This is a genomic window from Ezakiella peruensis (assembly GCF_900215725.1).
In the GTDB taxonomy this organism is placed as follows: domain Bacteria; phylum Bacillota; class Clostridia; order Tissierellales; family Peptoniphilaceae; genus Ezakiella; species Ezakiella peruensis.
In genome coordinates this window covers 129,307-154,718 of record NZ_LT962469.1, presented here as the reverse complement: position 1 = coordinate 154,718, position 25,412 = coordinate 129,307, and the positions used below count along the sequence as shown (strand labels likewise).

Annotated in this window: 21 protein-coding genes; 5 read left to right on the top strand and 16 right to left on the bottom strand. The window is 41.6% G+C overall.

Annotation, left to right across the window (positions count from 1 at the left end):
• The first annotated feature begins 435 nt into the window (after positions 1 to 435).
• A complete protein-coding gene (locus CUU59_RS00775) occupies positions 436 to 3,333 on the top strand; it encodes an LTA synthase family protein (RefSeq protein WP_169922807.1) in 2,898 nt (965 codons plus the stop codon).
• A 496-nt stretch (positions 3,334 to 3,829) separates the two neighbouring features.
• Here the strand turns inward: CUU59_RS00775 and truA are convergent, their stop codons facing one another.
• From truA to CUU59_RS00750, 5 genes are read right to left on the bottom strand one after another with little or no spacing between them, the layout of a single operon-like run.
• Entirely contained in the window at positions 3,830 to 4,582 is a 753-nt protein-coding gene (truA, locus tag CUU59_RS00770; RefSeq protein ID WP_099950125.1) for a tRNA pseudouridine(38-40) synthase TruA, read from the bottom strand.
• Positions 4,582 to 5,388 carry an energy-coupling factor transporter transmembrane component T family protein gene (locus CUU59_RS00765; protein WP_099950124.1) on the bottom strand — a complete coding sequence of 269 codons (807 nt, stop codon included), beginning with the start codon at positions 5,386 to 5,388 and terminating at the stop codon, positions 4,582 to 4,584. The genes truA and CUU59_RS00765 overlap by 1 nt, the downstream gene beginning before the upstream one ends.
• A complete protein-coding gene (locus CUU59_RS00760) occupies positions 5,385 to 7,133 on the bottom strand; it encodes an energy-coupling factor transporter ATPase (protein ID WP_099950123.1) in 1,749 nt (582 codons plus the stop codon). The genes CUU59_RS00765 and CUU59_RS00760 overlap by 4 nt, the downstream gene beginning before the upstream one ends.
• The gene (locus CUU59_RS00755) at positions 7,121 to 7,771 is read right to left on the bottom strand and encodes a glutamate racemase (RefSeq protein ID WP_169922806.1); all 651 of its coding nucleotides are present in this window, start codon (positions 7,769 to 7,771) and stop codon (positions 7,121 to 7,123) included. Before CUU59_RS00755 ends, CUU59_RS00760 begins: the two co-directional genes overlap by 13 nt.
• A complete protein-coding gene (locus tag CUU59_RS00750; RefSeq protein ID WP_099950121.1) occupies positions 7,752 to 8,885 on the bottom strand; it encodes an alginate O-acetyltransferase AlgX-related protein in 1,134 nt (377 codons plus the stop codon). Before CUU59_RS00750 ends, CUU59_RS00755 begins: the two co-directional genes overlap by 20 nt.
• Positions 8,886 to 9,076: 191 nt before the next feature.
• On the opposite strand from CUU59_RS00750, the gene CUU59_RS00745 reads away from it, so the two are divergent.
• The 3 genes from CUU59_RS00745 (at position 9,077) to CUU59_RS00735 (ending at position 12,403) form a co-directional block, all read left to right on the top strand.
• Positions 9,077 to 9,916, top strand: a complete 840-nt coding sequence (locus CUU59_RS00745; protein ID WP_099950120.1) for a DNA-3-methyladenine glycosylase family protein — start codon at positions 9,077 to 9,079, stop codon at positions 9,914 to 9,916.
• Entirely contained in the window at positions 9,913 to 10,440 is a 528-nt protein-coding gene (locus CUU59_RS00740; protein ID WP_099950119.1) for a GNAT family N-acetyltransferase, read from the top strand. Before CUU59_RS00745 ends, CUU59_RS00740 begins: the two co-directional genes overlap by 4 nt.
• 301 nt (positions 10,441 to 10,741) lie before the next feature.
• Entirely contained in the window at positions 10,742 to 12,403 is a 1,662-nt protein-coding gene (locus CUU59_RS00735; protein WP_099950118.1) for a B12-binding domain-containing radical SAM protein, read from the top strand.
• A 322-nt stretch (positions 12,404 to 12,725) separates the two neighbouring features.
• Here CUU59_RS00735 and CUU59_RS00730 read toward each other — a convergent pair whose 3' ends face one another.
• From CUU59_RS00730 to CUU59_RS00680, 11 genes are all read right to left on the bottom strand, one after another.
• Positions 12,726 to 13,385: a DNA alkylation repair protein gene (locus CUU59_RS00730; protein WP_099950117.1), complete on the bottom strand. Its 660-nt coding sequence runs from the start codon at positions 13,383 to 13,385 to the stop codon at positions 12,726 to 12,728.
• 13 nt (positions 13,386 to 13,398) lie between these two features.
• Positions 13,399 to 14,742: a replicative DNA helicase gene (gene dnaB, locus CUU59_RS00725; protein WP_099950116.1), complete on the bottom strand. Its 1,344-nt coding sequence runs from the start codon at positions 14,740 to 14,742 to the stop codon at positions 13,399 to 13,401.
• A complete protein-coding gene (gene rplI, locus CUU59_RS00720; protein WP_099950115.1) occupies positions 14,742 to 15,185 on the bottom strand; it encodes a 50S ribosomal protein L9 in 444 nt (147 codons plus the stop codon). The genes dnaB and rplI overlap by 1 nt, the downstream gene beginning before the upstream one ends.
• On the bottom strand, positions 15,166 to 17,175 hold the full coding sequence (locus tag CUU59_RS00715; RefSeq protein WP_099950114.1) for a DHH family phosphoesterase: 2,010 nt from the start codon (positions 17,173 to 17,175) through the stop codon (positions 15,166 to 15,168). The genes rplI and CUU59_RS00715 overlap by 20 nt, the downstream gene beginning before the upstream one ends.
• A gap of 89 nt (positions 17,176 to 17,264) precedes the next feature.
• The gene (locus tag CUU59_RS00710) at positions 17,265 to 18,212 is read right to left on the bottom strand and encodes a ribonuclease E/G (protein WP_099950113.1); all 948 of its coding nucleotides are present in this window, start codon (positions 18,210 to 18,212) and stop codon (positions 17,265 to 17,267) included.
• Positions 18,212 to 21,523, bottom strand: a complete 3,312-nt coding sequence (locus CUU59_RS00705; protein WP_099950112.1) for a penicillin-binding transpeptidase domain-containing protein — start codon at positions 21,521 to 21,523, stop codon at positions 18,212 to 18,214. Before CUU59_RS00705 ends, CUU59_RS00710 begins: the two co-directional genes overlap by 1 nt.
• 5 nt (positions 21,524 to 21,528) lie before the next feature.
• A complete protein-coding gene (mreD, locus tag CUU59_RS00700; RefSeq protein WP_099950111.1) occupies positions 21,529 to 21,999 on the bottom strand; it encodes a rod shape-determining protein MreD in 471 nt (156 codons plus the stop codon).
• Entirely contained in the window at positions 21,999 to 22,826 is an 828-nt protein-coding gene (gene mreC, locus CUU59_RS00695; RefSeq protein ID WP_075574094.1) for a rod shape-determining protein MreC, read from the bottom strand. The genes mreD and mreC overlap by 1 nt, the downstream gene beginning before the upstream one ends.
• A complete protein-coding gene (locus CUU59_RS00690) occupies positions 22,827 to 23,654 on the bottom strand; it encodes a JAB domain-containing protein (RefSeq protein ID WP_169922805.1) in 828 nt (275 codons plus the stop codon). It lies immediately after the preceding gene.
• A gap of 8 nt (positions 23,655 to 23,662) precedes the next feature.
• Positions 23,663 to 24,166: a Gx transporter family protein gene (locus tag CUU59_RS00685; protein WP_099950109.1), complete on the bottom strand. Its 504-nt coding sequence runs from the start codon at positions 24,164 to 24,166 to the stop codon at positions 23,663 to 23,665.
• On the bottom strand, positions 24,163 to 24,531 hold the full coding sequence (locus CUU59_RS00680; RefSeq protein ID WP_099950108.1) for a NusG domain II-containing protein: 369 nt from the start codon (positions 24,529 to 24,531) through the stop codon (positions 24,163 to 24,165). The genes CUU59_RS00685 and CUU59_RS00680 overlap by 4 nt, the downstream gene beginning before the upstream one ends.
• A gap of 141 nt (positions 24,532 to 24,672) precedes the next feature.
• Here CUU59_RS00680 and CUU59_RS00675 point away from each other — a divergent pair, with 141 nt between their 5' ends.
• Positions 24,673 to 25,356: an MgtC/SapB family protein gene (locus CUU59_RS00675; RefSeq protein ID WP_099950107.1), complete on the top strand. Its 684-nt coding sequence runs from the start codon at positions 24,673 to 24,675 to the stop codon at positions 25,354 to 25,356.
• The last annotated feature ends 56 nt before the right edge of the window (positions 25,357 to 25,412 follow it).

Sequence of the window (25,412 nt, the reverse complement as noted above, 5' to 3'; positions counted from 1 at the left end):
CTTTCTCTGGCACCTCATTTTGAATTTGAAATTATATTTTTATTTGATTTTCTCTGGGTCTTCATTTTGAATTTGTAAGCGCTATTTTCTTTTTCTTTTTAAAGTCTTCTTAAGATTGTTTAAAATAATCAGGAAAAATTTGTCCACATTTTCCTTGAGACTCTTGTCCTCACTCAGAAAAAAATTCGGTCCACATAAAGTGGACCCTACACGCTTCGCTAGATTTTTTTCTTCGTGAACAAGAGTTTTCGTGAGAAACTTTTGGGGCAAGACTTTTTCGGGCGACATAAAGTCGCCCCTACAACGTTCTGAACAATATCCATAAGATAAATGTATTCATCCATCCCATTGCTCTCTTGGGCAGCTTCGCTGGATTTTTCCTATATATAATTGTAAAAGATGTGTGAAAATGATATAATTATCGCGGAGGTTTTTATGCAATACTTTTTATTGTTAGCTTTTAAATTAATAGTTTTTATGATTTTAACTGAGGTCAGCTACGCTCCATGGCTTGCTTTTGCAATTGACATGGTCTTTGTCAGCCTGCTCTCATTTTTATTTTTTAGGGAAGAAAAATGGGCCAAGCGGACTTCCTCCGCCCTTTATTGGCTGATTACCGCCATACTTGTGGTGGACACGGCCTATTACTTTTACTTTGGCAGGCTGCCGGTGGCCAAAGAGCTTTCGCACGCAGGCAATGTGGGCGACGTTACAGATGCCCTGGGCCTCGTTCTAAAGCCAGCCCTTCTCTGGTATTTTATTGACTGGCCAATCAATCTTATCAAATGGATTTCTAGAAACAAGAGATATATCAAGAGATTTTTTGTAAATTTTGGAAAAGCCATCAAGAGAACTTATCTTGATTTTGTCGGCAACACCAAGAGGATTTTAAGATCCTTTAATATAAAAAATCCGGGCAGAGACTTGACCAGCGCCTACAGGTTTTTGACCATCTGCCTGGCAATCTTTATCACTTTAATTTTTGTGGGCGCTCCCTTTATGAACGGTGCCTCCCACCAATCGCTCTTTGCCTACCACACCATGGATTTGGCAGGGGCCATCGAAGAAAAGCCCATGGAGATTACTGAATCTGACATCACAGAGGTCATTGAAACAGAATCTCACGACAACGAATTCACAGGAGTTGGCGCTGGCAAAAACCTAATCATTATTCAAGTTGAATCCCTAAACAATTTCGTTATAAATAAAAAATACAATGACCAGGAAATTACTCCAAACTTAAATGCCCTCATTAATGGACCAGGCTCAATTTACGCCAGCGACTACTACGAAGTGCTAGGCGCAGGCAACACTTCTGATGCTGAGTTTGTAAGTCTTCACTCCATGTATCCATCCATGAAAAATCCTTCTTATGAAGTTTATCTGGATACTTATCTTTACGGTCTGCCAATGATTTTAAAAGACCAAGGTTACAATCCTCTGGCCCTCCACGGCTACAGGAGAGATTTCTGGATCAGAGACCAGGCCTACCCACACATTGGCTTTGACAAATTTTACGCAGAGGACAATTTCGAGATTGACGAAGTTATCGGCATGGGCCTAGGCGACAAGTCATTTTTGAAACAATCTGCTTCAAAGATTGAAAATGAAGAGAGCCCCTTCTTTGCATTCTTGGTAACGCTTACAAGCCACGTGCCTTATGATATGCCGGCAGAAGAACAGAAGCTCGCCATCGACGAAGAGGATTCAAAAAGCATTTTTGGCAAATATCTTCAAGCCGTCCACTATACAGACGCGGCCATAGGAGAATTTATCTCAGACCTCAAGGCCAAGGGCCTCTACGACAATTCTATTATTGCAATCTATGGTGACCACCACGGCTTTACAGGCATGGACAAGGCTGTTAATGACAGGATTGCAGAATTTACTGGCATAGATTTTGACTTTGACACCCTTTTAAATATTCCGCTGATAATTCACGTGGGCGGACAGGACTTCAACAAACAAATCGACGGTGTCCGCAGCCAAATCGACCTGGCACCTACACTTTTAAATATAATGGGCATTGACTATTCCAAATATGTTTTTATGGGCCAAGACATCATGGATGAAAACCACTACGCAACCCTTTACCCTCAAGCCTACATGCTCAAGGGATCTTTTATAAATGATGACTACATCTTTACCATGAAAAGAGACGGGATTTTTGAAAACGGCAGATTAAAAAACCGCCACAGCAGACAATTAGAAGATGTGTCCACGGTCAGATCCATCCACGAGGAAGGGATTAGGCGGATAAATATGTCCAAGACCATCCTAGAAAATGACCTGGTCAAGCAAATGATGAGTGGTGAAAACCTCGACCACTTAGAAGGCGACAAGCAAAAACTTAAAAACGCCGTTGAAGTCAAGGACTCATACCAACTTCTAAGGGCTTATGAGGCTGGCTTTGATACCTTCAAAATCAATCTTTACAAGACCACCGACGATTATTATGTAAGCCGCGAAGACGCAGGAAACTTTAAACTAAACGAAGTTGGCGGCAATGTCATAAGCTTGGGCGACATAGTAAGCAGGTACACCGACCTAAACTTTATAGTTAGCGTAGAAAACAGCGTTGAATTCGCAGAAAGGGTTAGACAAATCCCCGGCCTGCAAAAAAATATTATTATAGAAGTAAATAACTTGGAAGATTACGGCAAGGTTTCCAACAAGCAAAACGGATACAAGATTATGTTTACACAAGAAGGCATCGAGCCAAACAAGCTCATTAGCATGGGAGAGCTCAACTCAGATTTAATCTTCTACAACAACCCTTATCCAGAATTGGAGCAAAACACCTACTTCCCTTACAGCCCACAATTCTTCCATCAAAATGTAATTTACAAGTACGACCAAGCCGATATTAAAAAGGTCAGAGACTTTGATGTCGACTACGAAATCAATATTTTGGATATGATTAGGCGCAAGTCTCCATATAAATTGGAAGAACTTTTAAAACGCGAGGATCAGACTCCACTCCTCATCACTTTCGAATACGATATCTTTGATGGCAAGGCCTTTGTCTCCGGCATACTCAAGGAAGACGGAACCAAGTTCACCTTGGAAGACCTGGATCAACTCCTAAAGACCAACAAAAATCTCAATATAGCAATCGACTCATCCATAAATCTCTATGAAATCTACAGCTCAGTTGCCGCATCTCATACAGATTTAACCAGGATTATCCCTGCCACCGACCAAGGCTGGGCCCTCATGCATCCAGCCAAACTCGGCTACAAAGACTCAGCCTATATAGGCGACGGGTCCGTCGAATCCTTCGAGATTATCAAACTCTACAAGTCCTCAAAGGCAAATGTAATTGAGAAATAAAAATGAATTGAAGATGAAAATGTATTTTAAAAGGAACTCAGCAGATGAGTTCCTTTTTTGATATTTCTGGTCAAATTTGCAACATTCTTGGGAAATTAAATTTACATCAAACAAAAATTTTTGGCTACATTTATATCTGCAGAAGATTTTTTTATCTTTTGGGCGGGACTTTTCGGTTCACATAAAGTGAACCCTACAACCGCAAAGCGACATTTAATAGATGCCATTGATATAAAAATTATTACATAAAAATAAAGAGTGCGAACACTCTTTATTAAAAAATTCTCAAATTAAAATTATTTTATTTTCTCTCTACCTTTTTATGTCTCTAAATTTGCGAGAAAAAATCATTTTTATTTTCTCGATATCTATAACACTTCACTGAATTTAGGAGGATAAATCGATGAGATTCGAAGTGAAACAAAATTTTTAGGACGCAGGTGTACTCAAGTGTACTCCGAGGACTAAAAATTTTTTTTCACGAGAATATCGCGATTTAGACCCTAAATTCCAGACCGCTATATCGTATGGAGATCATCGTGAGCCCCTTGGCCGGCATCGTCACTCCCGCCTCCTGCCTATCCGGTTTTTGAAAAAGTTCCATCAAACCATCAAGGCTCAGTCCGCCTTCATTTATTTTTAAAATTGTTCCGACCATAATGCGGATCATATTTTTTAAAAAAGCCTCTCCGTAGATATCGAAGATTAAAAAATTCCCTTCCACATTTACGTCGACCTTGTTGACTCTACGGACTGAGGTTGGCATTTGCGCATAAGGTCCTTCAAAGGCCTTAAAATCGTGCTCGCCTTCCATGATTTCGCCTGCTGCCCTCATGAGTTCTAAATTGATTTTGCGGTCGTATAAGGCCGCGTTTCGTCCCTCAGTCGCTGGCAAAACTTGGCCCAGATAAATCCTGTACTGATAATGCTTCTCAAGGGCGTCAAAGCGGGCGGAAAAATCATCCGCAACTTGGGCGGAGGCCATTATCCTTATATCGTCTGGTAAAATATTATTGAGGGGATAAAGAAATTTGTCGCCAGGTATACTTGATGAGGTATCAAAATCTGCCACCTGGCCCTTGGCGTGGACGCCTGCATCAGTTCGCCCGGCCGCACGCAAATTAATTTCTTCGCCTGTAATTTCCTTTAGGGCATTTTCAATTATCTCTTGAATGCCTATGCCATTTTTTTGCCTTTGCCAGCCGTTGTAATTGGTCCCGTCGTAATCGATTAGGAGTGCAACTCTCATCAGTAGAGCCCCGTGTAATTTAGGGCGATCATGCCCGCAAAATATAAAATTACAATTGTGTAAGCCAGGTAATCTCTCTTTTGATATTTAAGAGGATTTAATTTTGTCCTGTTGTTGCCGCCCCTATAAAGCCTTGCTTCCATTGCATTGGCAAGCTCGTCTGCCCGCCTAAAGGAAGAAATAAAGAGCGGAATCAAAATTGGCACTAGGGCTTTGGCTCTTTTAACAATGGATCCCTCTTCGAAATTTGCCCCACGGGCCTTTTGGGCCTTTATAATTTTTTGAGTTTCTTCCATCAAGGTCGGAATAAATCTGAGAGCAATGGTCATCATCATGGAAATTTCATGGGCCGGGACCTTGATAACTTCAAGTGGCTTCATGATTTTTTCCAAGCCATCCGTCAAGCGGATTGGCGATGTGGTGAGAGTCATTACCCCTGATCCCATAACCATTAGTATAAGTCTAAGGGCCATAAAGATTGCGTATCTGAGACCCTCCTTGCTGGCGGTTAGGCCAAATATTGTAAAGAGGGTTTCCCCTTCTATCATAAATATATTTAAGGCCAGTGTCAAAACGATAATAAAGATTAAAGACTTGATCCCCTTAAATAACATTGAGAAAGGTATGTTTGCAATTTTCATTACCACATACAAATACACAAGAGCCATGGCGTAAGCCGAAAAGGTTTTTACAAAAAACAAAACCATAATATACATAAAGGAGAGGGTGATTTTGGTCCTGGGGTCCAACCTGTGAATTACGCTGTCGCCAGGAAAATATTGACCGATAGTTAAATCTTTCATTATAGTATCTCCTTCAAATATGCTGCGGCCTCTTCAGGCACAAGTACTTGTCCCATCCCGTAGCCTGCCCGGCAAAGAGCGTTTCTATAAGTCACAACGCTTGGTAGGTCCAGACCGATTTCAACCAGGTCTTCTTCATTTGCAAAGACTCGTTCAGGTATTGTGTAATATTTTAATTTTCCGTGGTCAAGAACCAGGATTTTATCTGCAATTTCAGCTATATCATCCATGGAGTGGGTTACATAAATTACAGTGAGGCCTTCCCTGTCTGCAATTTCTTTTATCTCGTCAATAATTTCATCCCTGCCCATTGGGTCCAGACCTGCTGTTGGCTCGTCTAGAATCAAATACGACGGCTTCATTGCAAGGACACCTGCAATTGCAACCCGGCGTTTTTGTCCACCCGATAAGTCAAATGGGCTCCTGTCCTTGACCCATTCATAGTCTAGGCCAACGGCTTCAAGGGATTCCTTGACACGTTTTTCAATTTCCGCCTCGTCTAGGCCCAAGTTCTTTGGACCAAAAGCTACATCTTTAAAACAAGTTTCTTCAAAGAGTTGGTGCTCAGGATATTGGAATACCATGCCCACCTTTTGGCGGAGCTTGATTAAATCCATTTCCTTGGAAATCTTTTCCCCTTCCACAAAAATCTCTCCCTCAGTTGGAAACATGAGGGCGTTTAAGTGTTGTATAAAAGTGGACTTGCCCGATCCCGTGTGGCCAATTACGCCCACGAAATCGCCTTTCTTTATAGACATGTTAATGCCATCCAAGGCCTTAAATTCAAATGGCGTACCTGGACTGTAAACATGGGATAAATTTTTTATTACAATTGCATCGTCATTATCAACAGGCTCAACTGGCTGAGTTCTTTCTTCTTCAGGCGCTTGGCTCTTTGGAATATTTAAGGCTTGTAATTTTGCAATGGTGCAATCTGTATAGTCGTGGAGCTCCAAACTGTCGCAGCCCAAGGCCTTGTCGGCCAATAGATATTCCATCTCTGGAGCAAAAGGCGCATCTAGTCCATAAGACCTGACTTTTTTGGGGTCTTTAAAAATTTCCTTTGGCGTGCCCACTTCTGCAATCTTGCCGTCTTCAAAAACAACAATCCTATCAGCATAAATTGCCTCTTCCATAAAGTGGGTGATTAAAAGAATCGTTTTATTTTCTTCCCTGTTGAGCTTTAAAATCGTATCCAAAACATCCTTGCGACCGCCCGGATCCAGCATGGCCGTTGGCTCGTCAAAGATAATTATATCTGGCATCAAAGCGAGGATCCCTGCTATGGCGACCCTTTGCTTTTGTCCGCCCGATAAAAGCGTTGGGCTGTGGTCTTTAAACTTGGTCATGCCAACTATATCAAGGGCCATGTCCACGCGTTTTCTGATTTCTTCTGATGGGAGGCCAAGGTTTTCTGGACCAAAGGCCACGTCTTCTTCTACAATTGTCGTTACAATTTGGTTGTCAGGATTTTGAAAGACCATGCCGCACTCTCTTCTGATTTCCCAAATCTTATCTTCATCAATCGTGGACATGCCTTCAACCCTAATCTCCCCTTCTTGGGGTGTGAGCTGGGCGTTAATAAGCTTTGCAAGGGTAGACTTGCCCGATCCATTTGCACCCAAGATGCAAACGAATTCGCCTTCTTTGACATCCAGGCTGACCCCGTCAATAGCTTTTACGTTTTCGCCAGAAATATTTGACTTGTAAGAAAAACTTACATCTTTAATTTCTATTACATTCTCCATTTTTCTTCTTCCTCCAAAAGGTCTACTAGGCGTAAGACTTGCTTGGCTTGGTATTTACCCGGATACAAGAGTTCCAAGTGGGGGTAAATATCCCTGATTATATAATCAATTAGCTCATAGTGGGTACACCCTAAGACCACGCGTTCGATGCCGCGCTTAACCATTGGTTGCAAGAGTCTTTTGACTTCATTTCTGATGGCGAGTTCGTTCTCACTAATGCCATCTTCAATAAGCTTGGCCAAGGTCTTTGAGCTGCGGCTCGGAATCTTAAGCGCACGCAAGTAAAGTTTGGACTTATGCGTGTACTCTGTTGAAATAATTGCTAAATTTCTTAAATTTTGCCTCTTCAGTTCGTGGATGGTGGGCGTAATAATATCCACCGTCCTCCGATTTAACCTGCCCCCTTCGATAAGAGCGGCAGACATGGTATTGCAGGCAGGCACGAGAATATCGTAGTCGCCCTCGTGCTTGTCTATTATATTTTTGGTTAGTCTCAAAATTTCTTCTCTGGACTTGGCGCCGTAGGGCATATTTTCTATGTCGCAATCGTAGATTATATCCAGGTCCTTGTTCCAAGACTTCAGATACCTCTCCACGACCTTGCCGCCGCTGCCAGAATCAATTATCAAAATCTTCATCGGAGTAAAAAATATACCCCCTTTCAAGTCTAAAGCTGGTCTCATCTGCTATTAAAACCAGCAAATCTGTATCGTAAAAACACTGTGGCCGCTTTTCATCCGCCGCTCGGAGGTCCGGCCTAAAGTCGTAGGACCTCATGCGTTTTAGACGCGGCCATATAAAGGCCTCCACAATATTTGTGTAGGAGTCGCCGTAAATAATTAGGTCGGCTCCGTCCTTTACGTCCGTTTCTATGCAGGTGTACTTGTTGTCCCCGTACATATAAGACGGATAGTCAATCTTTTCTTTAAAATTGTTTATATCCTCGTGGCCATCGCCTGATCTTTTATAATCTGTGAAATAAATTGGCTCAAAAATATCGTCTGTCCCCGTTAGATAAGCAGCCCGTTTGGACCTGGACCCCTTAAAGTCGTGAACATCCACATCAATTCGCGCATCATTTAAGGCCTTGCCGTTTTCTTTTAAATGCTCATCTATAATTTCAATCAGCTTGTCCGAGCCAGCCTTTGACATGTGGTGGTCGGTCTTGTAATAATCTTCATAGGCCAAAACTTTTCTTAAGTCCACATAGGACAGATCGTGCTTATCAAATTCCCTAAACATCAGCTCAGCTGCAGCCTTGTCAATAGGCTCTGGATCCAAAATATAAGACGGATACTGATAAAAGGCCGAAATTTTTGGCACGGGAATTATCAGTAGATCGCCGCCATTTGCTCTCACCTTATCTCTGATTTCCGCCAATTTTTCTGCAGAATTTATTATATTTTTTTCTGCATCGCCAGGGCTTATAGAATAAGCAGGTGCCCCTTCCACATCAAAAATATTAGGCGATTTTACCTGAACATTGTTTACAAAGGGCCGCCTATAAATATATTTGTCAAAAAAAGCTCCAGCAAAAACCATGTCATCGCGCAGGTAATAATCCTTGAGCATGGTTTCAAAATTATCTGCATTAAAAGTCTTAAAATAATCCAGATTATAGGCCTCTGGCTTTCTGATTCTCATTCTATTGTCAAAAGACAAGTATCCCCAATCTGTAAAGTGTATAATGATACTTGCAGAGAAAATTATAAGAATAAATATTAAAATATAAAATCTCTTAAATCGCTTCATAATCCCTCCCACAATTAATTTCCATTATACCACAAAGAGCCTTATAAAAACACCCCAAATCCACAAGTCCATGGAAGAATTTTAATTTTTAATTGCACAAGGCCGCCAGCTTTGATATAATTAAAGGAGTTAAGTTTTCACTTTTGATTTTAAAAAACAAGTGGACATAGATTTTTTAAGGAGCGACCAAGATGAAAGACTTAAAAACTTATAAATATAAATTGCCCGACCACTTTAATCTCTACGACATTATGGAAAGTGGCCAGGTCTTTATGTATTACCCCCACGAAAAGGGTTTTATAATTCAGACTTTAAACAAGCGGGCCTATCTGGAAGAGGACGGGGACAGGCTTATAATTAAAACCGACCACGATCCGGCCATTTTTTTGCATTACCTGGACTACGACTACGATTACGAAAGGGACTTTCAGCTCTTAGAAGACATGGGCTTTCCCAGTGATGTCTTGGAATACTCAGACGGCATTAGGCTTTTGAACCAAGACTTGGAAGAGATTGTTTTTTCTTTTATTATAAGTCAAAACAACAATATCAAGCGAATCAAAAAAATTATAAACGCCTTAAGAGAATCCGTTGGAGACAAAATGTCGGACAGCTTTGGCGAATATTATTCCTTCCCAAGGGCTGACCAAATTAATAAATTATCGGTCGAGGACCTGCGGGAAATGGGGGCCGGCTACAGGGACAAGTACATCAAAAACACGGCCGAGTTTTTGACCAATAACCCAGATTTTTTAGCCCAAACCATTAAGCTGGATACCAAGTCCGCTCACGCAGAACTCCTCACCCTATCTGGCGTTGGCCCAAAGGTTGCTGACTGCATCTTGCTCTTTGGCATGGGCAAGCGAGATGTCTTTCCACTCGATACCTGGATGGAAAAAGTTTTCCTTGAACGCTTTTACCAGGAAAAAAATCGGGTCAAGATGGCAAACGCAGGGACCAAGGCCTACGGCAATTTGGCAGGACTGGCCCAGCAGCTATATTTTTATCATATAAGGACGGCTGGCAAATGAAAATCGAAATAAATGATTTGATTTTACGGCCCATATCTTATTTTGATGCCAGAGATATGTTTGAATACGCATCTGATCCACGGCTTGCCCTCTATGGGTCCTGGACTCCACACACAAGGATTGAAGAGACCCTCCGCGTCATAGAAAATATGATAGAAAAATCCGAGGACATGCCCCTCTTTGCCATAGTCCACAAGGCTGACAAGAAGATGATTGGGACCATTCACGCCAATATTGATCGAACAGAGGACGGGGCTGGCAAACGCTGTGAGGTCGGCTATATAATTTCGCCCGCCTATCAAAATCGGGGCTACGCCAGCCAGAGCCTCACAGCCTTTATAAAATATCTCTTTGATGAATATGGCATTCACAGGATCGAAGGCAGGCATCTGGCGGAAAATATTGCCAGCGGCCGGGTCATGGACAAGGTCGGCATGGAAGTGGAAGGCGTCCTCAAAGACTTTTATTTTAAAGACGGTAGCTATCATGATGTCGTCATCCACGCTATTTTAAATGATATATAAAGGCTAAGAAGATTTTTTATTTCATTTTTTAAGGCCGATCAACTTTAATTAAAAATTGAATTTTCTTTTTCATTTCTCAAGCCCTCACGATTATAATTGTAAATTGCATTTTATTTTTCATATTAAAAGTCCGCAGGATTTTAATTTTAAAGAGCATTTTATTTTTCTTATTTAGAGGCCGCTTATTTTTAATTTTAAATTGCGTTTTACTTTTCATTTTTTACGGCCGCTTACTTATAATTTCAAAGAGCATTTTATTTTTCTTGTTTAAGGCATTTTAAAAATATATAAAGGAGCTTGCATGAAGGTACTTTTAGTAGGAGTCAATTCAAAATACATCCACACCGCCCTGGCTGTCGATTATATCTACGGCATGTGCGGAGATTTTGATGTGGAAAAACTGGAATTTAATATAAATCAAAATCTAAATTTCGTCTACGGGGAAATTTTAAAGAGAAAGGCCGACGTGATTTTGTTTTCCACCTACATATGGAATATCGACTACATCTCCAAGCTTACGTCTGATTTATCGCAAGTGACAGATGCCATCATAGGCTGGGGCGGGATCGAATCCAATTTTGAAATCGAGGATCATTTTAAAGAAAATCCCGGCCTGGATATAATAATCAGAGACGAGGGCGAGCTCACTGTGCCCGATTTACTAGGAGCTTTGGAAAATAAAAGAGATTTAAAAAATGTTTTAGGAATTTCCTATAGGGAAGATAATAAAATTATCCACAATCCGCCCAGACCTCTTATAAAAGATTTGGACATTATTCCAAGTCCCTTTGTAGATATCAAGTGCCCACCTGGCAAAATAATCTACTACGAAATGAGCCGGGGCTGTCCATTTAAGTGCACTTTTTGCATGTCATCGACCATCAAAGGGGTCAGATATTTTTCGACCGAGCGAATCAAGTCGGACCTTCTTTACATCATGGATTCGGGCGCCAAAATCGTCAAGTTGGTCGACAGGACCTTTAACGCCAACGAGCGCGAAAGCATTGAAATGATGACCTTTATCAAGGACAATGTCAAGACCGACATGGTCTTTCACATGGAACTTATGGCCCACCTGATCTCAGATAACTTTTTGGAATTTTTATCCACCCTGCCCAAGGGTCTCTTTCAATTTGAAGTCGGCGTTCAATCGTCCAATCCAAAAACCCTGGAGGCCATAGAAAGGTGGGCCGATTTAGACAGGTTAAAATACGTGGTCCAAAAAATTCGGTCTTTCAATAACATCCACCAGCACGTGGACCAAATCGCAGGCCTACCCTACGAGGACTACGAGTCCTTCAAAGAGTCTTTCAATTACATTTACTCACTGGGCGCTGAAAAATTTCAGCTGGGCTTTTTAAAAGTCCTCCGCGGTTCGAAAATAAAAGCCCAAGCGGCCGAGCATGGGATAAAATTTACAACCTATGCTCCCTATGAGGTCTTGGAGACCAAATATATTTCCGCCCTTGAGCTTAAGAGGATAAAGATAATCGAAGACCTTGTCGAAAAATTTTCAAATGAAGATTACTTCGCCCACACCCTTGAATATGTAATAAAGGACTACGAGCCCTTTGATTTCTTTGAGGCCATGAGCATCTTTTGGGAAGGCCACGGCTACACGGAGATCGGCCACTCCCGCGACTCTCTCTATGAATACTTTTATGAATTTTTGTCGGGCAGGCCGGACATAGAATATATCAAAGAGCTCTTGAGGCTAGATTTTATTTCCAACAACCGAAAAAATCCACCCATCTTTTTAAATCCCCAGCCACTTGCCTTGCCTCAATATCACGAGCTTTTGGATATGGCCGAGGTCCGTCAGATTTTTTGTCTTGACATGACCAGCCCAACCAAGTATCTGGTCAAGGACTTCCGCTTCGAATACTTTGATTTTAACAATAAAAAAATCTTGTACGGTGTCAAATACAAACCAGAAATTATGGTCAAGGAAATCCAAATTTAATTTTATGCAAGAAAAAAGCCCCCAGGGGCTTTTTTGTTTTCAATATTTAAAATTACAATGTTGTAGCCAATCAAACAAAATTTTTTGTCCGAAATAAATCGGACGCTACAGAAATTTTGTTTGATCAGGCAACAAGTTGCGTGAGTATACGCTAGCCAATCGGTCAATTTCTTGGCGAGCATTTCAGGATTGCCGCTACGGGAAATTGACCTCTTGGCAGGGCTGCAGGTCGCAAAAAGTCGAACACTGCAAAAATTCGCAATTTTAACCGCAAATTATCAAATTAAAATATTTCCTCCCCATACATAACATGACACTGAATTTAGACCCTAAATTTGAGGATCAAATCTTTCAGCTCATCTGACACCCTATAACTCTCCCTCGCCTTCTGTATGGCTTTGTTCTGTGTCCACTCATCTAAAACTTTATTTTCTAAAGCCTCATAGGCCGGGTCAAAATTTTTCACCAAAAGCTCTGCCATATACCAAGCCCGAGCCATATTTACATAATAAAAATCGGATTTTATCTGGACTATTTGATCCAAATCGGATGGCAAAAAATTTTCCCCTTGCAAATTCATAAGTAAAATTACGCCCATCCGCACTCGGTATTCGCCACCTCTACTAATAAGTTCTCTGGCAGTTTCTCTTGCTATAATTGGATTCTTCTTAAAAGCTTTGGGCTTAATGACATCTGTCTGGGCCCAATTTTCCAGATATGGACCAAAGGCCAAGAGTTTTTCCCTAGCCAAATCTCCATCCTTGATTTCATTTATAAGTAGGCCGTGGATCATATTTTCTTCATGATAAAAATGGGGCAGATTTTCTAAAAAACCTAGCCCCTCATTTTTATAAATTTCTTTTGCAAGCTTTCTTAAGGTCGGCATCCTAATTCCCAAAATCTTTTTCCGATCTATATTTGGAATTAATTTTGCCGTAAAGTCCCCGTAGTTTTGATCCTTGTAAAAATGTAAATCAACCATAATAAATTCTAAATTATTGATATAAGTCAGCCGGTGCTTCCACCTTTGACATTGGTAAAAATTTGGTGTTTTCGCCCTTGTAGACGAGTTTAACTGTACCCGTTGGTCCGTTTCTGTGCTTGGCAATTATGACTTCGCCAATGCCCCTGTCCTCTGAATCGGGATTGTAATATTCGTCGCGATACAAGAACAAAACGACGTCTGCGTCTTGTTCGATGGCCCCTGATTCACGAAGGTCAGACAAAATTGGCCTGTGGTTGGTCCTTTGCTCTGGAGCCCGTGATAATTGCGAAAGTGCAATAACTGGCACGTCGAGTTCTTTGGCCATGGCCTTGAGGCCACGAGAAATTTTTGAAATTTCCAAGGTCCTGTTTTCAGTTTGACCGCCTGCTTCCATAAGTTGCAAGTAGTCGATTACAACCAAATCAAGGCCTTGCTCTAGCTGGAGCCTCCTGAGTTTGGCCCGCATATCTTGAACGCTGGTCCCACTCATGTCATCAATGTATAAATTATTTTGAGAAAAATCGACCAGGGTCTTGGAAATTCGTTTCCAATCATCGGTCTTCAAATCCCCTTGGATAAGATTGGTAAGAGAAATATTGGTCAGCTGCGAATAAATTCTGAGGGCCAATTGGGTCTTGGACATTTCCAGAGAAAAAATGGCAACTGTCTTTTTATTTTGTGCAGCATTTACAGCAAAGTTCACGCCAAGTGCAGTCTTACCCATAGAAGGTCTAGCCGCAAGCAAAATGAGATCACTCTTTTGAAAGCCCGACAGCATATCGTCAATGTCTTTGAAGCCTGTGGAGAGTCCCGACAGGGCTCCCTTTAGCTTGGCCCTATCCATAAGGTCCTTGCTGGATTCCTGGAGGATTCCGCCGATGTGTTTGAGGTCGTCATCACCTGATTTTAAACCCAAATCTAAAATCATATCCTCGGCCGCACCAATGGTATCCACCGCTTGGCCCTTGGCTTCAATAGCTTGAACTTTTATTTCATCTGCAATGCCAGCCAGCCGCCTAAAGAGATATTTTTCGTGGACGATTTCCGCCAAGTCCTTTTGCCTGGCCCCAGTTACGTATGAAGAACCAACTTCTGCAATGTATTGGGGGCCACCAGACATATCCAAAGCGTCCATGGCCTTTAGCTCTTCGGCAATGCTAACCCTGTTTATGGACTTGCCCCGACTGGCCAAAGACATAATGGCCTTGTACATGAGCTTGTTGCGCTTGTGATAAAATTCTTCTTCGCTCTTGATAATTTCCAGGGCCACATCCACGGTCTCGGCGTCATTTATCATATTTGCAATTACATTAATCTCCGCATCCAAGGATTCTGGCAGAGTGAAATCTTGCATTAGATTACAACCTCCAATTTTACATTGGCATTTGTTGCCCCGTAGAGTTTAACTGTAACTTCGTAGTCGCCTGTTTCTTTGATTGGCGATTTTAAATCGATTTTCTTTCTATCTATGTCAAGGCCAAGCTCTTCCTTGATGGCGTCGGCAATTTCTGGACTGTTTACAGAACCAAATAATTTGCCAGAGCTGCCGCCCTTCCATTTTATAATTATTTTTTTCTTTTCCAAGGCCTTTTTCATTTCCTCAGCCTGAGCCTTATTTTCAGCGTCAAGCCTCTTTAATTCGGCTTGTTCAGCTTCCCATTCTTTCATATTTTCAGGAGTTGCCTCGATGGCTAAGTTTTTTGGGAAGAGGGCGTTTCTTGCATAACCTGGTTTAACTTCCTTGATATCACCCTTCTTGCCAATTTTTTTAACATCTTCAATTAGTATTACTTTCATCTTTTTCCTCCTTTATATAATCGTCAATTGCCTTTTTAATTTTTTCTTTAACTTCATCAATGGTCCCCTCAACCCTTGCGCCTGCTTGGGCAATGTGGCCACCGCCACCCAAGGCCTCCATGATGAGTTGGACAGAGACCTGTCCCATGGACCTGGCACTTATGTGAACCATGTCGTCAATCTTTGCCATTACAAAGCTGGCCTTGACTCCCTCGATCTTTAAGAGGTCGTCGCTGGCTTGGGCCGCAGTTAAAATTGCCTCGTTGCCTTCGTTTTTGGTCATGGAAATTGCAAAGTAATCCTTGTAAATTTCCGCAGATTCAACTGCCTTGGCCTTGTTGACGAAGGTTTCAAAGTCGTCTCTAAACAAGAGCTTGACTTCTTCTGGGTCTGCACCCATGCGAGTTAAGAGGCCTGCAGCTTCAAAAGTCCTAAGGCCTGTTTGAGTTGTAAAGTTTTTGGTATCCAGCATAATTCCCGCCAAAAGAGCCGAAGACTCAAAGTGGGATAGCTTCTTGTCATCTATCATGTATTGGAGAATTTCTGCAACCAATTCACTGGCAGATGAAGCGTGTGGCTCCAAGTAAACAAGGGCAGGATTATCTATAAATTCGTCCGACCTTCTGTGGTGGTCGATAATTACAATATTGTCAGCCTTTTCGCTCAGCTCCTTACTAGGCGATAGGGATGGCTTGTGGTGGTCAGTTAAGATTAAGAGATCGCCCTTTTTAAATGACCGCAGTGCCTCATCAGGCCTGATAATGGAATCGTACATGGCCTCTGATTCAGCCTTCATCAGATCCATTATAGAGGTGACGGCTTCTGTGTCATCATCCAAAATGAGTCTGGCATTTTTCCCTCTGAGTTGGACTATAGCCATGATGCCCACAGCTGATCCAATGGCATCCATGTCAGGGTTTTTGTGGCCAGATACATAAATGTTTTCCGCTTGGTCGATAAGTTCCTTGAGGGCGTAACCGATCACGCGGGCCTTGACTTTGGTGTGCTTTTGCACGGCCTTGGTCTTGCCGCCAAAGTATTCGTAGCCGTTTTCGCCCACGCATACAGCTTGGTCACCCCCACGGCCAAGGGCGATATCAATGGCAGATCTGGCCTTGACGAATTTTTCGTTTGGATTTTCGCCCAGGTCGCAAACGCCAATTGAAAGCGTAAGCGGAATTGTGTTTTCAAATTCCAACTCACGGATGGTATCTAAGATATTAAATTTCTTGGCCTTGATCTTGTTAAAGGAATCCCTATCAGCAATTACCAAGTACTTGTCGTTGTCATATTTTCTTACGATCGCATTGTGGGATGTAAAGTAGTCGACAATAGTCGTGTCCACAGTTGAAGAAATCTTTGTCCTCAGGGCCTCGTCTCCTCCAGTTTTAGCCTCGTCAAGATTGTCCACAAAGACAACCATAACTGCAAGGGCGTCTTGGTTGTAGGCTTTTTCAAGCTCACGGTTCTTGGTCACATCTAGCATGTAGACAATGTACCTGTCGACCTTGCCGTGGTCCAAAACCTTGTCGCTCCTCACCAAATAATACTTGTCCTTATAAGATATATTAAAAGATTTTTGTTCCTTTTCGAGTTCGCTAAGGTTGATAGCCGGAATTAGCTCGTTTAATTTTGCATTCCTGTCAATTTCCCCAACAATTTCACTAAAGGGCGAGTTTTGCCAGGTTATGACCCCAGACTTGTCGGTCATGACAAGTGGGTAAGGCATGCGAAATATAGCGTGCATGGTAACGGATTCAAACTCTTCAGACTCCTTGGACTTTTCAGATTCCAGGGCCTTTATTTTTGTATCGTGTTCTCTGATGTCATAAGTAATTAAAAATGCAAGCGTGACAATCAAAAGACCTGCGACTATTGGTTCCAAGAAAACCAATATTACAGTGACTACAATTGCCAGTAAAATATATTGATATGAAAAACGAAAATATTTGTTTACTCCAAATTTCGTTAACTCCCAAAAGTTCTTCATAATTCCTCCTATATATAGCTTTATTATACAATAGAGGCTCTTTTATTTCAAGCAAAAAGCCCGCCATAAATTAGCGGGCCCCTGTGAATTTATATTTCCATTATTTTATTTATTATATCCTGGTCAATGTATTTTCGGCCAGTCTTTCTTCGAGTAATCTCCATTAGTTCAAGCTTGGTTATATCGTGAAAATAATAGCCCTGAGTTTTTAAAATATTTTTTGTGATTTTTATAAAGTCCCCATAGTCCTTGAGCTTCAAGATGTCTATCAAAATCATGCCTTCGATATTTCTTAAGGTCAAAATCCTAATGGCCTCAATCAAAAGTTTTTCATTTAAATCCAAGTGGTTGAGGTCGCGATTGTAGGACTTGGAGTAGTCGTCTGTGTTAAAGTCCACAAAGGTAAAGTGGTCCTTACTGTCTATGATTAAGCTACCTTCTTCACACTCTATAATCCTTCCCGTAAGCTCAGGCGTATTAGCCATAGCCCTTAGCATGGCCGCGTGATCGCCCAAGTCCTCCTGGTACTTTTCAATATATTTTTCGCTCTCGCTTGCTTCCCTGTAGACGACTTTTGGTATGGGGAGTCGTGATTGTTCTTTTAAAATTCCCTCCCAGGTCGACTTGAGCTCTCTGGCCAAATCTGGGTCATCAGCTTTTGATTTTACAGGGAAGCCTGTGATTTTTTCCATGGGATTATTATAAAATTCTTTTCCAAGTGGAAAGCCGATTGCACCTTCGATTTTTATTTTAATATTCCTATCCAGCTTGTAGCCCTTTTCGCCCGATGGTTTTTTGCGGACATTGAAAAAATAATCCTCGCCCGCCTTTAGGTCGGCCGCATTGTAAAAACCGTCCTCGCCGTCTAATTGTACAAAAGAAAAATTGCGGTTGGCATCCACGCTTTTTACCTGGGCGTGGACTATGGATCCAACTTGAATTTCCTTATTATTCTCTACAAAAATACGACGAACTTTGTCGTCGTATATAATTGTGTAGATTATTTTTTCTTTGTCATCTTCGATTTTAAAATACATTATTCCACCAACCTGTTTTCAAATGGCATGGAGTCTTTGACTTCTTCCCTGTTCATGCCCAAGTACTCTGCCATTAGGTCTCTAGCCATGGGGCCTGCATTTGAACCAGTTCCCCCTTGAAATAATAAGGAGGCGACCACGACTTCTGGGTCATCAGCCGGAGCATAGGATACAAACCAAGCAAAGTCATCGTACTCGAGTCCTGTCGTCGGATTTGTCCCCTCGCGTTGGGCGGTCCCAGTTTTTGAGCCCGTGCTTACAGGAAAACTTTGGAAGACCCTTCTGGATGTACCAGACCTACTTACAAGTTCCATGCCGTGCATGAGTTCCTTGTAGCCGACAGGATTTTTTATATCAATTTTTTCGCCTTCCCTGGTCGGCCTGTAAACATCTTTGAGGCCATCATCAGTCTTGACCGAATTCAAAAGAGTGGCTTTGTTTTTGATGCCACCGTTTACCAAAGTCGAAACATACTTGGCCATCTGCATGGTCGTAAGCGAACTTGCCCCTTGACCAATGGTGACGTTGATGGTATCTGCCAGTGACCATTCGGCCTGGTTGATGTAATCGTACTTGATCCTATCAGCCAGAGGAATCTTTTGGCCAGGCACAGTTTTTTCTGATATATAGCCCATCCGATCAAGCCTGGTCACAATTTCACCCTTGGTTAAATTCCTGCCCTCTTCGGCCCAGTTGGCAATATTTTTGATATCTTCTTCTATTTCATCTGCGGTCTTTTCGTCTTCAAGGAAGTCTTCAATATTTTCCTCCAAGAATTTCCTCAGATAAAATTTAATTGTCCTAACTTTTTTCTCAGGTTCTATAACCTCACCCACAGCCTCGCGGGGAATATTTATTTCAATACCCGTCGGCTCGTTTAAACCGAAAGTCTTGCCAGCTTCTCTAATGTCGTCAATGTCAATCCTGGCTGACAAAGGCTTATTGTTTAACCTTTGGTTGACACCCAAGGCTAATGAATAAAAATAATAGTTGCAGGAGTGCTCGATGGCATGAGCCAAATCCACATCTCCGTGGCTAGCGTGCGACAAAGTCCAGGCCAAGCAGTTAAACTTGGTGTCACCAATTTCTACATAACAGCCATCGTAAATTCTTTCAAAAGGGTCTAGGCCATTTTGCAGGCCTGCAAAACCAGTTATCATTTTAAATACAGAACCCGGTTGAACAGCTGTCCCCGTTGCAATATTTAAAAGTGGACGAGCGGCCAGAGGATCGTTTTCATCCTTAGGGTGAAGAGCCTTCCAATCCGTTTCTGAAATTCCAGTTGAAAATAAATTTGGATCGTAAGCAGGATATGAGGCACTTGCCACCACCTCGCCGGTCTTTGCATTCATAACTACAACAGCACCTGCGTTGGCGTGGATAAAGGGCCTGGTCTTATCCAAGGTCCCGTCCATTTGATAGTCACCCCACTTGCTCTGCCAGACGCCTTGGGTACGCGTGAGCTCCAAGGTTCTCTTCAAATAATCCTCGGCCATTTTTTGCAACTTGCTATCAATGGTCAAGTAAAGGGTGTTGCCCGGCTTGGCCCCAGTCACATTTAAAACGTCAATGGTGTTTCCAATATAGTCGACCTCGACCATTTTTTCTCCATTGGTCCCGTGCAAATAATTTTCAAAATATTCTTCAACCCCAGTTTTTCCTATGAATTCATTCTTGTCGTAGCCGCCTTCGTTAACGTACTTTTCAATCTCGGCCTTGGAAGAAATCTTGCCCATGTAACCAAGTATATGGGCCAAGGTGGTCCCCTGCGGATAATACCTGATGGGCTCAACACTGATGAGAACGCCCACATCTTCGTCTATATTCTCTTCAATCTTGGCAACGGTCTGATCTTTTATACCGTAAGACAAATTGATGGGCTTATAAGCGCTTTCGCCTTGGAGATAAGTCAGCTCGTAAATATTTAAAATAGCCTTGGCCTCGTAATTGGAAATCTCCTCTGGAATCTTGTAGGAGTCCTTGGCCCTTTCAAACAAATCTTCCACTGATGGAAGACCGTCTTTCATTTCAGATTTTTTGAAAAATCTGCCGTATAAATTTTCGGTGTCAATCTCCGATGTAAATTTAATTTCATTGGCCACAGAAATCCTGGGGTTGATGCCTTGGCTCAAAAGCTCAGCCTGCACCACATTTCTAATATCCTCTTCAAGGAGAAAATCATCCAAATCAGCAGGAGTCAAAGACCCGATCAAAGTCTTCAAAGGATCGCCCTTAACGTCATTTATAAAGCGGAAAAAGACTGATTTTTTATCCTGGCTAATGTAAATATCTATATTTTCATTTTTCCCCTGGCTCCTAGACTTTTTCAAAAGCATTTCACCTGGAATTAGATCGCCGTCCTTGTAGGTTTTTTTGAGGATACCTTCCAGGGCAAAGTTCCTGGCCAAGTAGAGATAAACTTCCTCAGCACTTGAATTTATATCCAAACCATCGTAAGCGTTCACAAATTTTACCCGATTTTCGTAGCCTTCAATTTCGCTCTTTATGGCAATTGACAGCATGCGAATATCGCCCAGCTGTTTGTGGTCGCTTGCTATTTGAAATAAAATAGCCCTGGCAATCGGATGGTTCATAATTTTTCTCATAATATTTGTATCGGATTTAATAATATTAATCATCAAATCATCAGGGCTTAAATTTTCGTCAAAACCCTTTTCCATCAAAAAGTTTTTAAGCCTGAGCTCATTTGCGACAAAGTTTCCGTCTTCAATTGTAACTGGCAGGTCAACATACTTGGCCTTAACAGCATTTAGGGCCCTGTCTTTAACGGAAAATTTGTAGTGGCCTGGATATTTTTTCAGGTCCATCTTGCCGTTTATAAATTCCCTTAAGATATCTTCATCCTCAAAGAGGGAAATCATATATTCAGTCGGACTCTTGTCTGTTGTCAGATACTTGTCTGGATTCTTGTAGATGTAGACATTTAAATCCATAGGAAATTCGCCTTGGTAAAAGGCCCCGTCCTCTTCCAAATACCTGATCAGCTTCAAGAGGTTTTCGTTACGCTTTTCCTTGTCTCTTTCATTTAAGAGTCTGTCCTTTTGAATTTGAACAGTAAAGGCCGGGATATTGCCTGCCAAAAGTCGGCCGTGGACGTCTCTGATCTCCCCTCTGGGAGCAGTTGTGTAGACCTTCCTAATCCGCCTTTGGTCTGCGACTTCCCTCATCTCATCACCCTTAATTATAGTCAGATAAAACATCCTGGCAAGGAGCAGGGCAAATAAACCCAGGACTACAATAAGTACTAGGTCCAACCTATTTTTTACGTTTGCCTTGTTTTTAGACTTCAAAAAAATCACCTTCTGACAAGATATAGCTTGGTAAATCTACTTGCAAAAATAGAATATATCATCATGATTGGAATCTCCAAAGAGAAGATTGAGTTTAAGAGGACTTGGAATTCCAAACCCTCGCCAACAGCGTTTATAATTAAAAAATACAAAAATTGGTAAAGTGTCCCGGCAAGTAAAGTTAGTGTCAAAACTACAAAGACCGACCTGCTAGTAAAGCTCTCTGCAAATCCAGATAAAAAATACGCCAGGGCAAAGAAAATGAGAGTCCTTGCGCCAAAGCCCTTGATAAAATAAAAATCCAAGACCAGACCAGCCACCAGGGCAAATATACAGGCCTCTTTTCTGTCGCACATAATAGCAATGGCGATTATCAGGGGCAAAAATAATTCCGGAATTGCAATCGTCGGGAAAAGGCCCGGCAAAAATCCAATTTGCAGTATAAGTGTAAGGGCAAAAATTAATACAAAATACATTAGTTCACCACAAAAACCTTGGTAATATTGCGGGTGTCAACAGCTGGTTTGATGTAAATATTTTTCTTTAAATTGCTTTCGTCAGTTTCGACTCGGTCGACCACGCCAACCATAACGCCTTCCTTGTAGACCTCGCCCATGCCCGAAGTGAGTATGGTGTCGCCCACAATTATATCTGAGTTACGGTCGTACATATAGCCCTCAAGGAGGCCGTTTTTCATGCCCGTAATAATGCCACCATCGCCTGACCGCATATTCTTTATGGCAACCTTATTTTTTTCGCTATTAATAGTCGTAACATTTGCATAGTCGTAGCCGATTTCAGAAATTTTGCCAACCAAACCCTCGATTGCATCGCCCTCTTCACCAGCGGCAACTACAATCGTGTCGTTTAATTTCAAACCTTGATGAGACCCCTTGTTTATTTTAAAAAGGTCAAACCAATTGCCAGGTGCCCTTGCCACAATTTTTACGGGGACCAGGTCGCGATTTGTAGTCTCCAGGAGTTCGTATTCACGCTTGATGGCCTCGCTCTTTACAATAGTCGAGTAGAGCTTGCGGTTTTCCTCTTCCAAAACAGCAATCTTGATGCGGAGCTTGTCAACTTCTTCGGTATCTTGGGTCTTAAAAAGTTTTTTGGCACCGCCATTTATCTTTAGGCCAGCGTCCCTAAAAAAATTGCTGACAGGACTGATGGCCTTACCCATCAAATTTAAAACTTTGGAATTGGACTTGACCAGCTTGGGACCAGCAATAGTAATCCCAATAAGGGCCAAAAATATCAGCCAAATTATTAATTTTTTATAATTCCTATTTGAAAAATTCACTTACATATCACCATTTTCTTTAAAAGAATAATAAGAGTTGTGGCCCACCACAAAGTGGTCGAGCACATTAATGCCTAAGATCTTGCCGGCATCCGCCATCCGCCTGGTCAAATTGATGTCGTCCATTGACGGGCGGACATCGCCTGATGGGTGGTTGTGGGCCAGTATAATCGAGCTAGCCCCCAGGTCAATAGCCTTCCTAAAAACCTCGCGCGGCATAGCTATAGTCTGATTTACAGTTCCCTTTGAAATTTCATCTTCGCCAATATATTTGTAGACCTTTTCTTCCTTAAAAAATTCTCCAAAGGCCTCTTCAGATGAGAGTTTAAAAAGCTCTTGATCCTTCCTAATCAAAGAATCAATCTCTTCGTTCTTGTTATTTAAAAGCAAGACAAAAAAGTGCTCTTCATTGTAGTGGGAAAGCTTACTTACCAGATATGAACCGACTCTTTTGGTCGTGACAAAACGCTCAATGTCCACCTTGATTTCCTCTTGGTAAACGCGTTTGGATAATTCAAAGCTGGCCATTAGAGTCGCCAATTTTGCAGGACCAATCCCCCTGATCTTGGCCAGGTCCTTTTGACTCATGGAGACGACCTTTCTAAGAGACCGCCCATTCATTTCATAAAGCATATTGGCCAAATCAAAAACAGAGTGTTTTTGCGAGCCCGTGCCAATTAAAATCGCAAGAAGCTCTTCATCACGCAGGTCTTGGACCCCATTTTCCAAAAGCTTCTCCCTGGGCAGGAGTGAATCGTCCTTTGTAATTTCTATATCTAAATTTTCGGCATCCTCTTTTAATATATCAGAAAAATCAGTAAATTTCATTTTAAACCTCATACAAAAAACCTATCCAAAACATCTTTTCTCTCCAGCTCATTTATAATGAATCCAATCAAAGTCCCCATGAGAGTCCCCACCAAAGTTATATAAGGCAGGTAATAAAAATACACAAATGAAGAGAGGACCAGATAGCTGGTAAAGACCTGGACTAAATTATTTATAAAAGCCCCAATCACACTTACACCCACGTAAGAAATCTTTGGAAGCATTTTCATAGCAAGGCTCATAAGTAAAATTGCAGCCAGGCCCGATGGAAATGAATAAATAAATGAAGTCGGTGAACCCGAAAAAATTGCGACTAAAACCGATTTTAAAGCCGCCACCAGCATGGCCCGAGACACGGGCATGTGGATAATTGCGACCAGCAAGACCACGTTTGATAGGCCCAATCTCATACCTGGTATGGGCACGATGGGCGTTACAATAATTTCTACAAAGGAAACCATGGCAGCTAAAATCGCCAAAGTTCCAATCAAAGTAATATCTTTAACCCTCATTTTACAATCACATCCGGATAATTTTCATCGACCTCGCCCTCAATAGTCACCAGCAAGTGGTTGGGTAGGCAAATAATGCTCTCGCCAACCCTACTTATCTTACCCTGCTTAACGTCAAGCTTGTTTGGGCAAGAAGCGGAGAGGACTTGGACATAGTCGGGCCCAATCTCCAATAGATTGTAGCCATAAGCCGTCTCAATTTTTTTCTCAATTGTCTCATTTGAAAAAGACTTAGTATATAAAACCTGGCCATCCACCTTTACCACAACCTTGGAACCCTGTTTCTTTGGCATGAAAAAAATCCCAAGACCAGATAAAATTAAAAAACCAATAATAATAAATAAATCAAATCTTGTAAGCTTCATAATTCACCTAGTATAATTTTACCATATTTTGCCAAATAAATATAGACCAAGGCCGGTGAAATCTTAAAATCTATAAGGACAAAAAAATCAGTTTACTATTAATATTTATTGTGATAAGATATCCTAAAGGAAGTGATAAATATGGAAACATTAGAAACATTAGAAATATTAAAAAGACTCCTAATCGCCACATTTTTGGGTGCGTTAATAGGAGTTGAACGCGAACACAAACACAGGGCAGCAGGACTTAGGACCCACATCATAGTCTCCGTTGCAACCTGCCTTATCATGCTTATAGCTATAGATGGATTCAAGGCCCTTTATGGCGAAACATCATGGGACGCAAGCAAATTTGCAGGACAAGCTATCTCCGGCATCGGTTTTCTTGGCGCAGGTACAATTCTCCAAAAGAAAGATGTAATCAAGGGCCTCACAACAGCTGCCACCCTCTGGCTCTGCGCAGCCAACGGACTAGCTGTAGGCATAGGCTATTACATGGGTGCCATAATTGCAACCATCATCTGTCTAATAACACTAGTAAATCTAAAATCTTTCACAGACTTTGTCAACAAAAGAAAATCTGCCAGCTACTCCATGACCTTTAACACAGATAAATTTGAACGCAAAGAATTTAAAGCAATATGCGAACAAGAAGCCATTGAAATCCGCTCCCTAAATCTGGAAGAAGAATACAAGGATGATATGTCAACCATATCCTGCACCCTAGTCTATCCAAAAAATTATAATATAGATAGCTTAATAGAAATCCTAGAAGAAAAACTCAATCTCAAAAAAGCCATCAACGAAAACAATACGCAGTCCTAAGGCTGCGTATTTTTATGTAGAAAAAAATCAATGTTTTTTGATGCGACATTTTTTAA

What these genes read in the sequence shown, in the direction of transcription:
- CUU59_RS00775 (WP_169922807.1), top strand. Translation starts at nt 436, where the DNA reads ATGCAATACTTTTTATTGTTAGCTTTTAAATTAATAGTTTTTATGATT.
- truA (WP_099950125.1), bottom strand. Translation starts at nt 4,582, where the DNA reads ATGAGAGTTGCACTCCTAATCGATTACGACGGGACCAATTACAACGGC.
- CUU59_RS00760 (WP_099950123.1), bottom strand. Translation starts at nt 7,133, where the DNA reads ATGGAGAATGTAATAGAAATTAAAGATGTAAGTTTTTCTTACAAGTCA.
- CUU59_RS00755 (WP_169922806.1), bottom strand. Translation starts at nt 7,771, where the DNA reads ATGAAGATTTTGATAATTGATTCTGGCAGCGGCGGCAAGGTCGTGGAG.
- CUU59_RS00750 (WP_099950121.1), bottom strand. Translation starts at nt 8,885, where the DNA reads ATGAAGCGATTTAAGAGATTTTATATTTTAATATTTATTCTTATAATT.
- CUU59_RS00745 (WP_099950120.1), top strand. Translation starts at nt 9,077, where the DNA reads ATGAAAGACTTAAAAACTTATAAATATAAATTGCCCGACCACTTTAAT.
- CUU59_RS00740 (WP_099950119.1), top strand. Translation starts at nt 9,913, where the DNA reads ATGAAAATCGAAATAAATGATTTGATTTTACGGCCCATATCTTATTTT.
- CUU59_RS00735 (WP_099950118.1), top strand. Translation starts at nt 10,742, where the DNA reads ATGAAGGTACTTTTAGTAGGAGTCAATTCAAAATACATCCACACCGCC.
- CUU59_RS00730 (WP_099950117.1), bottom strand. Translation starts at nt 13,385, where the DNA reads ATGGTTGATTTACATTTTTACAAGGATCAAAACTACGGGGACTTTACG.
- dnaB (WP_099950116.1), bottom strand. Translation starts at nt 14,742, where the DNA reads ATGCAAGATTTCACTCTGCCAGAATCCTTGGATGCGGAGATTAATGTA.
- rplI (WP_099950115.1), bottom strand. Translation starts at nt 15,185, where the DNA reads ATGAAAGTAATACTAATTGAAGATGTTAAAAAAATTGGCAAGAAGGGT.
- CUU59_RS00715 (WP_099950114.1), bottom strand. Translation starts at nt 17,175, where the DNA reads ATGAAGAACTTTTGGGAGTTAACGAAATTTGGAGTAAACAAATATTTT.
- CUU59_RS00710 (WP_099950113.1), bottom strand. Translation starts at nt 18,212, where the DNA reads ATGTATTTTAAAATCGAAGATGACAAAGAAAAAATAATCTACACAATT.
- mreD (WP_099950111.1), bottom strand. Translation starts at nt 21,999, where the DNA reads ATGTATTTTGTATTAATTTTTGCCCTTACACTTATACTGCAAATTGGA.
- CUU59_RS00690 (WP_169922805.1), bottom strand. Translation starts at nt 23,654, where the DNA reads ATGAAATTTACTGATTTTTCTGATATATTAAAAGAGGATGCCGAAAAT.
- CUU59_RS00685 (WP_099950109.1), bottom strand. Translation starts at nt 24,166, where the DNA reads ATGAGGGTTAAAGATATTACTTTGATTGGAACTTTGGCGATTTTAGCT.
- CUU59_RS00680 (WP_099950108.1), bottom strand. Translation starts at nt 24,531, where the DNA reads ATGAAGCTTACAAGATTTGATTTATTTATTATTATTGGTTTTTTAATT.
- CUU59_RS00675 (WP_099950107.1), top strand. Translation starts at nt 24,673, where the DNA reads ATGGAAACATTAGAAACATTAGAAATATTAAAAAGACTCCTAATCGCC.